General features: G+C 73.4%; 14 protein-coding genes. 11 read left to right on the top strand and 3 right to left on the bottom strand.

From position 1 onward, the window contains the following. Nucleotides 1–123: 123 nt before the first annotated feature. Nucleotides 124–390, bottom strand: a complete 267-nt coding sequence (locus ACFZB9_RS17365) for a GlsB/YeaQ/YmgE family stress response membrane protein (protein ID WP_391447941.1) — start codon at nt 388–390, stop codon at nt 124–126. 194 nt (nt 391–584) lie between these two features. On the opposite strand from ACFZB9_RS17365, the gene ACFZB9_RS17360 reads away from it, so the two are divergent. The 4 genes from ACFZB9_RS17360 to ACFZB9_RS17345 all read left to right on the top strand — a co-directional run bounded on the left by ACFZB9_RS17360 (nt 585) and on the right by ACFZB9_RS17345 (nt 3,584). After that, the gene (locus tag ACFZB9_RS17360; protein WP_391447939.1) at nt 585–1,310 is read left to right on the top strand and encodes a response regulator transcription factor; all 726 of its coding nucleotides are present in this window, start codon (nt 585–587) and stop codon (nt 1,308–1,310) included. After that, nucleotides 1,307–2,776 carry a sensor histidine kinase gene (locus ACFZB9_RS17355; protein ID WP_391447937.1) on the top strand — a complete coding sequence of 490 codons (1,470 nt, stop codon included), beginning with the start codon at nt 1,307–1,309 and terminating at the stop codon, nt 2,774–2,776. Before ACFZB9_RS17360 ends, ACFZB9_RS17355 begins: the two co-directional genes overlap by 4 nt. A 113-nt stretch (nt 2,777–2,889) precedes the next feature. Then, nucleotides 2,890–3,303, top strand: coding sequence for a hypothetical protein (locus ACFZB9_RS17350; RefSeq protein WP_391447935.1), 414 nt, complete (start codon nt 2,890–2,892; stop codon nt 3,301–3,303). Further along, nucleotides 3,300–3,584: a hypothetical protein gene (locus tag ACFZB9_RS17345; protein WP_391447933.1), complete on the top strand. Its 285-nt coding sequence runs from the start codon at nt 3,300–3,302 to the stop codon at nt 3,582–3,584. Before ACFZB9_RS17350 ends, ACFZB9_RS17345 begins: the two co-directional genes overlap by 4 nt. A gap of 72 nt (nt 3,585–3,656) precedes the next feature. Here ACFZB9_RS17345 and ACFZB9_RS17340 read toward each other — a convergent pair whose 3' ends face one another. Next, nucleotides 3,657–4,094, bottom strand: coding sequence for a hypothetical protein (locus tag ACFZB9_RS17340; RefSeq protein ID WP_391447931.1), 438 nt, complete (start codon nt 4,092–4,094; stop codon nt 3,657–3,659). Nucleotides 4,095–4,522: 428 nt separating this feature from the next. Between ACFZB9_RS17340 and ACFZB9_RS17335 the strand changes: the two genes are divergently transcribed. From ACFZB9_RS17335 to ACFZB9_RS17310, 6 genes are all read left to right on the top strand, one after another. Continuing rightward, on the top strand, nt 4,523–5,074 hold the full coding sequence (locus ACFZB9_RS17335) for a cysteine dioxygenase (RefSeq protein WP_391447930.1): 552 nt from the start codon (nt 4,523–4,525) through the stop codon (nt 5,072–5,074). Next, nucleotides 5,068–5,466, top strand: coding sequence for a rhodanese-like domain-containing protein (locus ACFZB9_RS17330; protein ID WP_391447929.1), 399 nt, complete (start codon nt 5,068–5,070; stop codon nt 5,464–5,466). Before ACFZB9_RS17335 ends, ACFZB9_RS17330 begins: the two co-directional genes overlap by 7 nt. A 223-nt stretch (nt 5,467–5,689) precedes the next feature. After that, nucleotides 5,690–6,877 carry an ABC transporter ATP-binding protein gene (locus ACFZB9_RS17325; RefSeq protein WP_391447927.1) on the top strand — a complete coding sequence of 396 codons (1,188 nt, stop codon included), beginning with the start codon at nt 5,690–5,692 and terminating at the stop codon, nt 6,875–6,877. Continuing rightward, the gene (locus tag ACFZB9_RS17320; RefSeq protein ID WP_391447925.1) at nt 6,867–7,535 is read left to right on the top strand and encodes an ABC transporter permease; all 669 of its coding nucleotides are present in this window, start codon (nt 6,867–6,869) and stop codon (nt 7,533–7,535) included. The genes ACFZB9_RS17325 and ACFZB9_RS17320 overlap by 11 nt, the downstream gene beginning before the upstream one ends. Beyond that, complete coding sequence (locus ACFZB9_RS17315) at nt 7,532–8,197, top strand: ABC transporter permease (protein ID WP_391447923.1); 666 nt, start codon at nt 7,532–7,534, stop codon at nt 8,195–8,197. The genes ACFZB9_RS17320 and ACFZB9_RS17315 overlap by 4 nt, the downstream gene beginning before the upstream one ends. Nucleotides 8,198–8,242: 45 nt before the next feature. Then, a complete protein-coding gene (locus tag ACFZB9_RS17310; protein WP_391447921.1) occupies nt 8,243–9,157 on the top strand; it encodes an ABC transporter substrate-binding protein in 915 nt (304 codons plus the stop codon). A gap of 124 nt (nt 9,158–9,281) precedes the next feature. Here the strand turns inward: ACFZB9_RS17310 and ACFZB9_RS17305 are convergent, their stop codons facing one another. Next, entirely contained in the window at nt 9,282–10,073 is a 792-nt protein-coding gene (locus ACFZB9_RS17305) for a transglycosylase SLT domain-containing protein (protein WP_391447919.1), read from the bottom strand. Between the two features lie 721 nt (nt 10,074–10,794). Here ACFZB9_RS17305 and ACFZB9_RS17300 point away from each other — a divergent pair. Continuing rightward, nucleotides 10,795–12,546 (top strand): carbohydrate binding domain-containing protein, encoded by a 1,752-nt coding sequence (locus ACFZB9_RS17300; RefSeq protein ID WP_391447917.1) that lies wholly within the window; start codon nt 10,795–10,797, stop codon nt 12,544–12,546. The last annotated feature ends 34 nt before the right edge of the window (nt 12,547–12,580 follow it).

The raw sequence follows: 12,580 nt of genomic DNA, 5'->3' as shown, positions 1-12,580 counted from the left end.
CTGATCCGGCGCTGAGCCGGCGCTGAACTCCGTGCCGATCCGGCCTCGGCACGGCACCACCACGGCGCAGCGGGGGCGGGCCAACTGGCCCGCCCCCGCTGTTGTGCGTCGGCAACTCGCGCTTCAGTTGCGCGAGTTGCCGAACAGCAGCCGGTAGATGATCAGCAGCACCAGCGAGCCCGCGATGGCCGAGCCCCAGGTGGCCGGGTCGTAGAAGTGGTGGGCGACCGACCGGTGCAGGAAGCGCACGGAGAGCCAGCCGCCGACGAACGACCCGGCGATGCCGATCAGTGTGGTGATGATGAGGCCTCCCGGGTCGCGCCCGGGCAGCAGCAGCTTGGCGATGGCCCCGGCCACCAGACCCAGCACGATCCAACTGATGACGCCCATGTTCCTCTCCCCCTTCTGTCCTCGTACGCGGCAGTCTGCCCACCCAGACGCCGGGACACCCGGCTCCGGTTGCGTCCGGCCTTCCTGAGAACGCTCTCATGCTGACCTGCCACGCTGGGCGGTCGCCCGGGCAGCCGGGCAGGCGTGACGCAGCACGCAGCACGCAGCACGCGCGACTCACGAGGAGAACACCGATGGCCGGCGCCGAGCCCCTGGGAAGAGTGCTGGTGGTCGACGACGACGACACCATCCGCCGCTCGCTGGAGCGCGGTCTGCGACTGAGCGGCTTCGCGGTGCGCTCGGCGGACGGCGGGCTGCCCGCACTGGAACTGCTCGCCGCCGAACCGCCGGACGTGCTGGTGCTCGACGTCTCGATGCCGGACCTGACCGGCACCGAGGTCTGCCGCCGGCTGCGCGAGCGTGGCAGCGACATCCCGGTCCTGATGCTCTCGGCCCTGGACGAGCTGGCCGACCGGGTGGCCGGCCTGCAGGCCGGGGCGGACGACTACCTGGTCAAACCGTTCGCCCTGGAGGAACTGGTACTGCGGCTGCGCGCACTGCTGCGCCGCCGCCCGCCGGTGGCCGACGACGGCGTGCTGCGGGTCGGTCCGCTCGCCATCGCCCCGCACACCCGCGAGGTGCACCGCGACGGTGAGCCGGTGCACCTGACCCGCCGCGAGTTCGAGCTGCTGGAACACCTGGCCCGCAACGCCAACCTGGTCCTGACCAGGGACCAACTGCTCGACCGGGTCTGGGGATACGACTTCGAGGTGCGCACCGACGCGGTCGACACCTTCGTCAGCTATCTGCGCCGCAAGCTGGAGGACGGCGGCCGCCCGCGCCTGATCCACACCGTGCGCGGGGTCGGCTTCGTGCTGCGCGTGCCCGCGCCGGGCGACGGGACGGGGGCGGCGCGATGAGGCTCGCCACCCGGATCGCGATCTGGGCCGCCGTGCTGCTGCCGCTGCTGGTGCTGGGCACCAGCGCGCTGCTGCTCGGCCTGGTCACCCATGACCTGCGCAACGAGCAGGATGCGAAGCTGCGCGACCGGGCGCAGGTGGAGCTGCCCTACGTCCGCGCCTACCTCGACGCCGACCACCAGGGCCGGACCAGGGTCGAGCAGAACCAGCACCAGAAGGTCCTGGGGGCCGCGCTGGACGTCGGCATCAAGGTGGCCGACGCGAGCGGGGCCCAGCTGCTGGCGGAGGGCCGGCTGCCCTCCGCGGCCGCCCTGCCGCCGGCCACCACCGACACCGCGGGCCCGGTGACCGTGCGCGCCGCCGGCCAGGCCTGGCGAGTACTGGCCCGCCCGGTGAGCGGCGCCGACCCCGGCACACTCTGGGTGGCCGCCCCGGCCTCCGCCACGGCCGCGCAGGTCAGCGCGGTACGCGGGCGGATCATCCTGGTCACCCTGCTGGCCGCGCCGCTCGCCGGTCTGCTCGCCTACGGGCTGGCCCGCCGGGCCACCGCCCCGCTGAGCCGGCTCGGGCGCCGGGCGGCCGCGCTGGACCCGGGGGCCGGGGCGGCCGGCTTCGACCACCGGCACAGCGGGATCGGCGAGGTGGACGAGCTGGCCGCGGCGCTGGCCGGCGCGCTGGCCCGCTACGACGAGCAGGCGGCGCGCACCGCCCAGGCGCTGGAGACCGCGCGCTCGTTCTCGGCGGCCGCCTCGCACGAGCTGCGGACGCCGCTGATGAGCCTGCAGACCAACCTGGACGTGCTCAGCGCCCACCCCGACCTGCCGCCCGCCGACCGCGCGGAGATCCTCGCCGACCTGCGCGGCGACCACCGCCGGATGCTCGACCTGCTCACCGCGCTGCGCACGCTGGCCCGTGGTGACCTGGTGGAGCAGGAGGCCTTCGGGCCCTTGGATCCGGCCGACCAGATCACCGCCTCGGTGGCCGAACTGCGTCGGCGCCGCCCCGAGTTGGAGATCGTCACCGAGCTTCCCGACCCGGCCGGGCCGACCGGCACCCCGCGGGTGTTCGGCTGGGAGGCGGGGCTGCGGATCGTCTGCGACAACCTGCTCGCCAACGCCGTCGTGCACGGGCAGCCGCCCGGCCGCCCGGGGCGGATCGGGGTGGCGGTGCGGCGGGAGGCCGACCAGGTGGTGCTGACGGTGGACGACGCGGGCCCGGGCATCCCGCAGGCCGAGCGCGCGGCCGTCTTCGACCGGTTCCACCGCCGGCGGGACAGCCCGGGCTCCGGCCTCGGGCTGACCCTGGTGGCCCAGCAGGTGGCCCTGCACCGGGGCTCGGTGACCGTGACGACACCGCCCTCGGGAAGCGGCTGCCGGTTCGAGGTCCGGCTGCCGCTGCTGGTCTCCCCGGACGCGCCGACGCTGCCGCTGCCGGCCCGCCGGGACTGGATCGGCGCCACCGGCTGACCGGCCGGGCTCGCGGCTCACAAGGAATCCACAAAGAGCCCCTCTACCGTCCTGCTCAGCCGGGCCGCCCACGGGCCCGGCGCCACGCCATCCAGGACCTGGAGGACCACGTCATGCTCTCCTACCGCAAGGCCGGCGCCACCCTCGGCGCCCTCGCGCTCGGCGGCACGCTGCTCGCGGCCGCCGCCCCCGCCCAGGCCGCGAGCTCGGCGCCGAGCGGCGCCCCCACCGGCGACGGCGCCAAGGGCATCTGCAAGCGGCTGCCGAAGACCGAGCAGCGGGTCCAGAAGTCCCTGGACCGGCTGAACGGTCCGGCCACCGAGAACGGTTCGGTCGCCCGGCTCCAGCAGCGGGTGGACAACGCCAAGAACGCCGGGCAGACCGCGATCTACACCTACCTCAACGACCGGCTGACCTACCGCAAGAGCCTGCTGCCGACCCTGACCACCCGGCAGTCCGACCTCCAGGCGGTGGCCACCTGGTGCTCCTCGCAGGGCCTGGCCACCCCGAGCGGCACCGCCCGGTGAGCCGGCCGCCGACGGCCCGGGCCCGGGCCCGGCGCACCGCCGCGCTGGCGGCGGCCGCCGTGCTCGCCGTGCTCGCCGTGCTGACCCTGACCGCCTGCGGCGGCTCCGGCGCGAACGCGGGGTCCGGCGGCGGCGCTCAGGTGCCGGCCACACCCGCGCCCGGCGCGACGGCCGGCGGCGGCACCCCGGCCGATCAGCAGCTGAAGGACATGCGGCAGAAGCTCGACGCGGCCGAGAGCGCCGTCTCCGCCGCCGACTCGGATGCCGCGCAGAACAACTGACCACCACTCAGCGCCCAGCCCCCGTTCACCGGGGCTGGGCGCCGGCGGCACATCAGAAACCGCTCACCCGGGTCAGAAGTTGATCGTCCCGTTGAAGTCGCGCCCCTGGATCAGCTTCGCCACCCTGGCGTTGCCCGACACCACGTTGGACACGCTGCTGTGGTCCTCGCTCCGGTCGTAGTGCACCGTCACGTGGAGCGCCGCGGCGTGCTCGCGGGCCCAGCCGGCCAGGTCGGCCGCGAGCCCGGGGTCCTGGCGCTGGTGCTCGACCAGGGTGGTGATCAGCTCGCGCACCTGCGGCTCGCTGGCCGGGTCGACGGGCAGCGGGACGACCGGCGCCAACTCGGCGGTCGCCGATTCGCCCGCCGCCGGCTCGACCGCGCCGCGGTGGCGGACCCGGCGGGCCACGGTCAGCAGCGCCTCCCAGGCCTGCCGCCCCACGGCGGTGCCGGCCGCTCCGGCGGCGGCGGTGATCGCCTCGGTGATGGTGCCGGCGGAAACGATGTCCACGGGAGTCCCCTCCTCGTCGCGAGCTCGGCCGCGTCGCACGGCGTACTGACACGATAGCCGTCCGCCATCGTCGGCGACCGTCCGATCGGGCAGGTCCATCTGTCAGGACCCGCCGTCCGTCGGCTTGACGTCCCGGTGGGCGATCTACCACTATCTCGGGCATGGACCACGGCACCGAGCTCGTCTGCCGCCTGCACGTCGATCTGCGACGCCAGGCGAGCGACATGTGTGCCTGCTGACCTGACGAGCCCGCGTTCCGGCGCGCTCCGCTTCGCCGCATCCAGCCCCGTGACCAGTTGCCGGGGTGTGCGGCCCACCACTCATCACCGTCATCGGGCCCGTCCCGCTCGTCCGTAGCCGCACCTTGGGCGGCCGCGGCTGCGGGTGCCGGCCGCCGCGCGCACCCCGAGCTTCCGTGAGGACTCCCCATGAGTGTCGAACTCGTGAGCACCGATCCCCCGTCCGCCCCGGCCGCCCCACCGACGGGCGAGCCCACCGCACTCGGCCCCATCGCACTCGACCCCGCCCCGCTCAGCCCCGCCGCGCTGCGCGCCATCGTCACCGAGCTGGCCGAGCGGCCGCAGGAGTGGATCCACAAGGTCCGCCTGTCGGTCGAGGAACGCTGGTACGAGCGGCTGAGCCTGACGGAGGACCACGAGGTCTGGCTGATCAGCTGGCTGCCCGGCCAGTCCACCGGGTTCCACGACCACGGCGGCTCGCGCGGCGCGTTCACCGTGGCGCTCGGCGAGCTGGAGGAGCTCTCGATCGGCGGCGCGGACGGTGAGCTGCGCACCCGGAGGCTGCCGACCGGCACGGCCCGCGCGTTCGGGCCGGAGTTCCTGCACGACGTGCGCAACACCGCGGGCGGCCCGGCTGTCACTCTGCACGCGTACTCTCCACCGTTGGACGAGATGTCCCGTTACGAACTGCGGGCAAGCGGCCTGCGGCTGACCGCACGGGAGGGGAAGGAGCAGTGGTGACGACCGTCGACGATCTGGTGGCCAGGGCCCGTGAGGGCGTGCACCGCCCCGGGCCCGAGGAGGCCCACCGCGCCTGGCAGCGCGAGGAGGCGCTGCTGGTCGACATCCGCCCGGCCGCCCAGCGGGCCCGCGAGGGCCGGCTGCCCGGCGCGCTGGTGATCGAGCGCAATGTGCTGGAGTGGCGGCTCGACCCGGCCGGCAGCCACCGGATCCCGGAGGCGACCGGCTACGACCTGCCGGTGGTGCTGGTCTGCTCCGAGGGCTACGCCTCCTCGCTGGCCGCCGCCTCGCTGCGCGAGCTGGGCCTGCACCGGGCCACCGACCTGGCCGGCGGCTTCGTCGCCTGGGCCGCCGCAGGACTGCCCACGGTGTCGGAGCCGGATGGAACGTAGCCCATCCGGTCAGAACCTGTGCCTCTTCCGTCCTGGATCGGCCGAATCTTGTCGCGATTCTGACATCGCGCCAGGTCCGGACGGCGTGTCGGATCCGTCACCGATCACCGTTCAGGGTTTCCCTTGGTGCAGTCGGGGGCAGGCAGCCACGGGTGTCCGCCCTGACAACGCCGCACTCGCCCCACCGACGACGGTGCCCCGGCACCCCAGCTAGGAACTTCTCGTGATCAGATTTGACGGCGCCGGCAAGCGCCATCCCGACGGCACCATCGCCGTGGCGGGCCTGGATCTCACCGTGCCCGCCGGGCAGACCACCGTCCTGGTCGGGCCCTCCGGCTGCGGCAAGACGACCATCCTGCGCATGGTCAACCGGATGGTCGAGCCCACCTCGGGCCGGGTGCTGCTCGACGGGACCGACGTCGCCCAGCTGGAGGCCGCCAAACTGCGCCGCGGCATCGGCTACGTGATCCAGCAGGCCGGTCTCTTCCCGCACCGCCGGGTGCTGGACAACATCGCCACCGTGCCGTACCTGCTCGGCTGGGACCGCAAGCGGGCCCGGACCCGGGCGATGGAGCTGCTCGAACTGGTCGGCCTGGCCCCGGAGACCGCCAAGCGCTACCCGTTCCAGCTCTCCGGCGGCCAGCAGCAGCGGGTCGGGGTGGCCAGGGCGCTGGCCGCCGACCCGCCGCTGCTGCTGATGGACGAGCCGTTCAGCGCCGTCGACCCGGTGGTGCGGGCCGGGCTGCAGGAGGAACTGCTGCGGCTGCAGGCCGAGCTGAACAAGACCGTGCTCTTCGTCACCCATGACATCGAGGAGGCGGTGCGGCTCGGCGACCAGATCGTGGTGCTGCGCGAGCACGGCCTGATCGGGCAGGTGGCCGACCCGGCCACCCTGCTCAGCGCGCCCGCCGACGAGCTGGTGGCCGCCTTCCTCGGCCGGGACCGGGGCCTGCGGGCGCTCGGACTGCGCCCGGCGGAGGGGATCACCCTGGTACCGCACACCCTGCCGTTCGAGGGCTGGACGCTGACCGTGGACGCGGACGGGCGGCCCGCCGGGTGGCACCCGTCCGGCCTGGGCGACACCGCCGAGCAGCCCACCGACGCCGCCGACGGCCGCCACCAGGTCGCCGTCTACCGGCCGGGCGTGGACACCCTGCGCACCGCGCTGGACAGCGCCGTGCTCTCCCCCGCCCGTGCGGCGGTGGCGGTGGACGCGGCGGGCCGGGTGCTGGGGCTGGCCCCGCGCGCGGCCGTGCTCGACGCGCTCGACGCGGCCGGGCCGCAGGCGCCCGCGCTGACCGACAAGGCCGGCCCGGCGACTGCCGAACCGGCCGCCGCCGACGCGGCCCCGGGCGCCGGCGGCATAGCCGCCGACCCGGCCACCAACAGCGGAGCCGGCCATGGACGGTGAGCCCCTGGTCCGCTGGAACTGGATCCGCGACCACCTCGGCTACCTCTGGGACCTGCTGCGCGACCACGCGGTGATCTCGCTGGTCCCGGTGCTGCTCGGCCTGCTGATCGCGCTCCCGCTCGGCCTGCTCTGCACCCGCTTCCCGCGGCTCTACCAGCCGCTGGCCGCGGTCTTCAACGTGGTCTACGCGCTGCCCTCGCTCGCGGTCTTCGTCGTGCTGATCCCGTACACCGGGCTGGCCACCCAGGCCACCGTGATGATCCCGCTGACCTGCTACGCGCTCGCCGTGCTGCTGCCCACCACGGTGGACGGGCTGCGCGCGGTGCCCGAGCCGGTCCGGCAGGCGGCCACCGCGCTGGGCTACGGCCCCTGGCGGCGACTGGCCGCGGTCGAGCTGCCCGCCGCCGTGCCCTACCTGATGGCGGGCCTGCGGGTGGCGGCGGTCTCCAGCATCTCGCTGGCCAGCGTGGGCGCGCTGGTCGGGCGCGGCGGGCTGGGCTACCTCTTCATCGACGGCTTCCAGCGCACCTTCCCGACCCCGATCGTGGCGGGCATCGTGCTGGTGGCGGTGCTGGCGCTGGTCACCGACGCGGTGCTGCTGCTGGCCCGCCGGCTGCTCGCGCCGTGGGCGGTCCGGGACCAGGCGGTGGGCCGATGAACTGGGGCGGCTGGCTGTCGAAGTTCTTCACCGATCCGGACCGGCTGCACGGCCCGGACTCGATCGTGCACCGGGTCACCGAGCACCTGCTGCTCTGCGGCGAGGCGCTCGGTCTCGCCTTCCTGATCGCGGTGCCGCTGGGCCTGCTGCTCGGCTACACCGGGCGGGCGGCCGCGCTGGTGACCGCACTGACCGGGGCGGCCCGCGCGCTGCCCACCCTGGGCCTGGTGACCCTCTCGGTGCTGGTGGCCGGGGTCGGCGACACCGCCGTGCTGGTACCGCTGGTGGCACTGGCCGCGCCGGTGCTGCTGGTCGCCGCCTGCGAGGGCGTGCGCGGCACCGACCCCGACCTGCGCGACGCCGCCCGGGGCATCGGCCTCACCCACCCCCAGGTGCTCTGGCAGGTCTGCGTGCCGTGGGCGCTGCCCGCGCTGCTGGCGGGCCTGCGCACCGCCACCGTCCAGGTGATCGCCACCGCCACGGTGGCCGCCTACGTGGGCCTGGGCGGCCTGGGCCGCTACGTGGTCGACGGGCTGGCCACCCAGGACTTCCCGCAGACCCTGGGCGGCGCGCTGCTCGTGGTGCTGCTCGCGGTGGCCGCCCAGCTGTTCTTCGCGGCGCTCGGCCGCTGGGCGCTGCCCGCCGGACTGCGGCGGCGCTGACCACCGCTCCTTCTCTCTTCTCCTGTTCCTGAAAGGACCCTTTTCATGCGTTCGCGTTCGCGTGCCGTCAGTTCCGTCGTCCTGCTCAGCGCCGTCGCCCTGGCCGCCGGCGCCTGCTCCAGCTCGTCCTCGAACAATCCGCTCGGTGGCGGCTCCAAAGCCTCCGGCGATGGTTCGAGCGTGGTGGTCGGGTCGGCGAACTACCCGGAGAACGTACTGCTGGCCTCGATCTACTCGCAGGCGCTGCAGGCCAAGGGCGTCAAGGTGACCGAGAAGTTCAACATCGGCAGCCGCGAGCTGCTCTACGGGCAGATCAAGGACGGCAAGCTGACCGTGCTGCCCGAGTACAACGGCGCACTGCTGGCCTATGTGGACAACAAGTCGACCGCCGCCACCGAGGCCGACGTCAACGCCGCGCTGACCAAGGAACTGCCCGGCAGCCTGGGCATCCTCGACTCCTCGGCCGCCGAGGACAAGGACTCGCTCACGGTCACCCAGGACACCGCGGCCAAGTACAACCTGAAGAGCATCGCCGATCTGGCCACGCAGGCCCCGAACTTCACCGTCGGTGGCATGGCGGAGTTCAAGTCCCGCCGCGAGCAGCAGTTCAAGGACGTCTACGGGCTGAACTTCAAGGACTGGAAGCCGACCGCCGACGCCACGCCCAACGCGATCAAGGACGGCACGATCCAGGTCGGCGACGTCTTCACCACCGACCCGAAGCTGCTACAGCTGGGCCTGGTCTCGCTGGCCGACCCGAAGAACGTGTTCGGCGCGCAGAACGTGACCCCGCTGGTCTACAAGGCGGGGGTGAACGACACCGCGAGCGCGGCGCTGAACGCGGTCTCGGCGAAGCTGGACACGGCGACGCTGGTCGCGCTGATGAAGAAGGTCTCCATCGACAAGGACGACCCGCAGGCGGTGGCCAAGGACTGGGTCAAGACCAGCGGGCTGGGCTGACCCCGGAGCGCACACGGCGCGGGCCCGGGACGGATCGCTCCGTCCCGGGCCCGCGCCGTGTCGTGCTCGTGCTCGTGCTCGTGCTCGTGCTCGTGCTCGTGCTCGTGCTCGTGCCGCTGGTGGCTCAGTACCAGTGGTGGGACTGCCAGAACGACCAGGCGGCGTTCGGGCTGCCGTAGCGCTCGTTCATGTAGTTCAGCGTCCACTTGATCTGGGTCACCGGGTTGCTGCGCCAGTCCGAGCCGGCCGAGGCCATCTTGCTCGCGGGCAGCGCCTGGCCCAGGCCGTAGGAGCCGGAGGACGGGTTGGTGGCCTGGAAGTTCCAGCTGCTCTCGTGGCTGACGATGTTGGCGAACGAGGCCCACTGGTTGGCCGGCACCATGCTCTGGGCCAGCGCGCGGATGCCGCTGGGGCTGGTGTCGGTGGCCACCACGGGCTGCGGGGCCGGAGCGGGGGCGGGGGCCGGCTGCGCGGCGGGCGCGGGGGCCGGGGCGGGCTGCTCGGCCGGGGCCGGCTGCTGCTCGACCTGCTGCTCTGGCTGCGGCTGCTCCTGCTGCGGCGGGGCCTCGCCGGTCGGGGCGGCCTGCGGCTGCTCGGGGGTGCTGAACGGCTCGGCGGTCAGCAGGTAGCCGCCCTGCGGAGCGTTCGGCTTCAGGTAGGACGCGGCGTCGATCTTGCCGGTGTCGCCGGCGGCGGCCAGCGGCGCGACGGCGGCGGGCGCCGCCTTGGTCGAGAGGTCGAGCGAGGCACCGGCGACCTCGGCGGCCTGGGTGCCCACGGCCGGCGCGGCCGTGGTGGCGGCGTCGGAGGGGAGCGCGAAGGCCACGGCGGAGGCGGCACAGGTGGCGGCGAGGCCGGCCGAGGCGAGGACCACGGAGGATCGTCGACGCACGGTGGACATCAGGGCGCTGCGCATGCTGGTTCTACCTCGTTCGTGTAGCCGGTCCCGGGCGCACGACAGCAGCGCGGCGGCAGGCCGCAGGCTGTTGCGGGCACATCGGAACCGTGGGCACCCCGGTGTCGGTCGGTGCCGTACGGAAGCGCTCCACCACGGAAGGACGGCACCGGAACCGATCGGCCCGGTGCGGGCGGCGCGCTTGGCGACTCGTCCAGGTTTAACCCGAGCGCTCCGGGGGCGGCAAACCCCGGACCTACGACGGTCGATCGTAGGTCGGCCCGCCGCAGGGCCGTGTCGGCCCCGTGTCGCCGCCGTGCGGGGCCACGATGCCCGACCGTAGTCCCGATCGGCCTGTGGTCGTTGTCACCAGTGCGGTCACCATGAGTGCCCGGGCGGGCGCTGTACGGAGTCGCTCAGCCCCGCGGCGAGCGCCGTGGCCCGACGGCCGGTCAGGCACCGTATGCGCACCAGCCGGTCATGGGACGCCGATCTCCCTGAGGGACGGTCAGCACTCTTGACAGCACAGTGGTCTAGTCCAACCATAAGGTCTGTCCATCCGACCGGGATGCACTGTGGGGGTGTGACCACCGGCCGGCAGGGCTTGCCCTGCCTTGATCTGCCCACCGCCCCCTATTCGTTCACAGCACCTTCTGGCTCGCGGCTGTTGCCCGGACGCCGGTTGTTGTCATGCACAAATCCCTTTTGTCCCGCCCTTTCCGTTACGTCTGCTGGAGCACTGATGCGACTTCACAGATCCGTCCAGGCGGTGCTGACCGCCGGAGCCACCCTGGCCGCCTCGGCCGGCCTGATGGCCGGTGTCGGCACCGCCGCCACCGCCGCGCCCGCCGCCACCCCGCTGCCGGCGCACGTCTTCGCGCCCTACTTCGAGGCCTACAGCAGCGACAACCCGGCCACCCTGGCCGGCCAGTCGGGCAACAAGTACCTCTCGATGGCGTTCGTCCAGGCCGCCACCAAGGGTTCCTGTACCGCCTACTGGAACGGTGCCACCAGCACCCCGATCGCCGCCTCGGCCTACGGCAGCCAGATCAGCTCGATCCAGGCGGCGGGCGGCGACGTGATCCCGTCCTTCGGTGGCTACGCGGCCGACAACGGCGGCACCGAGATCGCCGACAGCTGCACCGACGTCAACCAGATCGCGGCGCAGTACGAGTCGGTCATCACCACCTACAACGTCAGCCGGATCGACCTCGACACCGAGGACAACTCGCTGACCAACACCGCCGGCATCGACCGCCGCAACAAGGCGGTCAAGCTGGTCGAGGACTGGGCGGCGGCGAACGGACGCACCGTCCAGTTCTCCTACACCCTGCCCACCACCACCAGCGGGCTGGCGGACAGCGGGCTGGCGGTGCTGCGCAACGCGGTGACCAACGGCGCCCGGATCGACGTCGTCAACATCATGACGTTCGACTACTACGACGGCGCCAGCCACGAGATGGGCACCGACGCCGAGAACGCGGCCAGTGGCCTGTACAGCCAGCTGGCGAGCCTGTACCCGAGCAAGACGCCTGCCCAGCTGTGGAGTTCGATCGGCATCACGATGATGCCGGGCATCGATGACTTCGGCGCGGGCGAGACCACCACCGTCGCGGACATGGCCAACGTGCAGAGCTGGGCCACCGCGAAGGGCGTCAACACCCTGTCCTTCTGGGCGCTGGAGCGCGACAACGGCGGCTGCGTGGGCACCGCCGGCTCGGACACCTGCTCCGGCATCGCGCAGAACACCTGGGACTTCAGCCACGCCGGTGAGCCCTTCACCTCCGGCGGCGGCGTGGTGACCAACGACTTCTCGCTCTCCGCCTCCCCCGCGAGCGGCTCGGTGCAGCCGGGCTCCGCCACCAGCGCCACCGTCAGCACGGCGGTCACCTCCGGCAGCGCGCAGAGCGTGGCCCTGGCCGTCTCCGGCGCCCCCGCCGGCGTCACCGCCACCCTCAGCCCGGCCACCGTCACCGCCGGCGCCGGCTCCACGCTGAACATCAGCACCACCGCCGCCACCCCGGCCGGCAGCTACCCGCTGACCGTCACCGGCACCGCCGCCTCCGGCAGCCACACCGCCATTTACACCCTGACCGTCACCGGTGCCACCACCAGCGGGCTGGCCAACGGCGGCTTCGAGAGCGGCAGCCTCAGCCCGTGGACCTGCCAGGCCGGCAGCGCCGTGGTCGCCGCGCCGGTCCACTCCGGCAGCCACGCCCTGCAGGTGACGCCGAGCGCGAGCCAGACCGGCGAGTGCGACCAGAGCGTCACCCTGCTGCCCAACCACGCCTACACGCTGACCGGTTGGGTGCAGGGCTCGTACGCCTACATCGGGGTCAGCGGCGGCGCCACCGGCTCCGCCTGGACCAACAGCAGCAGTTGGACCCAGCTGAGCGTGCCGTTCACCACCGACGCCACCGGCAAGGCCACCGTGTACGTGCACGGCTGGTACGGCCAGGCGAACGTCTACGCGGACGACTTCGCGATCAGCTGACCCCGCTCCCCGGCTGAACCCCCGTGGCCCCGCC

This window comes from Kitasatospora sp. NPDC008050 (assembly GCF_042957465.1).
Taxonomy (GTDB): Bacteria; Actinomycetota; Actinomycetes; order Streptomycetales; family Streptomycetaceae; genus Kitasatospora.
This window is presented reverse-complemented; position numbering and strand designations above follow the sequence as displayed.

Bases quoted from the DNA above. Each gene is read 5' to 3' on its own strand.
- ACFZB9_RS17365 (WP_391447941.1), bottom strand. From the start codon at position 390: ATGGGCGTCATCAGTTGGATCGTGCTGGGTCTGGTGGCCGGGGCCATC.
- ACFZB9_RS17360 (WP_391447939.1), top strand. From the start codon at position 585: ATGGCCGGCGCCGAGCCCCTGGGAAGAGTGCTGGTGGTCGACGACGAC.
- ACFZB9_RS17355 (WP_391447937.1), top strand. From the start codon at position 1,307: ATGAGGCTCGCCACCCGGATCGCGATCTGGGCCGCCGTGCTGCTGCCG.
- ACFZB9_RS17350 (WP_391447935.1), top strand. From the start codon at position 2,890: ATGCTCTCCTACCGCAAGGCCGGCGCCACCCTCGGCGCCCTCGCGCTC.
- ACFZB9_RS17335 (WP_391447930.1), top strand. From the start codon at position 4,523: ATGAGTGTCGAACTCGTGAGCACCGATCCCCCGTCCGCCCCGGCCGCC.
- ACFZB9_RS17320 (WP_391447925.1), top strand. From the start codon at position 6,867: ATGGACGGTGAGCCCCTGGTCCGCTGGAACTGGATCCGCGACCACCTC.
- ACFZB9_RS17315 (WP_391447923.1), top strand. From the start codon at position 7,532: ATGAACTGGGGCGGCTGGCTGTCGAAGTTCTTCACCGATCCGGACCGG.
- ACFZB9_RS17310 (WP_391447921.1), top strand. From the start codon at position 8,243: ATGCGTTCGCGTTCGCGTGCCGTCAGTTCCGTCGTCCTGCTCAGCGCC.
- ACFZB9_RS17305 (WP_391447919.1), bottom strand. From the start codon at position 10,073: ATGCGCAGCGCCCTGATGTCCACCGTGCGTCGACGATCCTCCGTGGTC.
- ACFZB9_RS17300 (WP_391447917.1), top strand. From the start codon at position 10,795: ATGCGACTTCACAGATCCGTCCAGGCGGTGCTGACCGCCGGAGCCACC.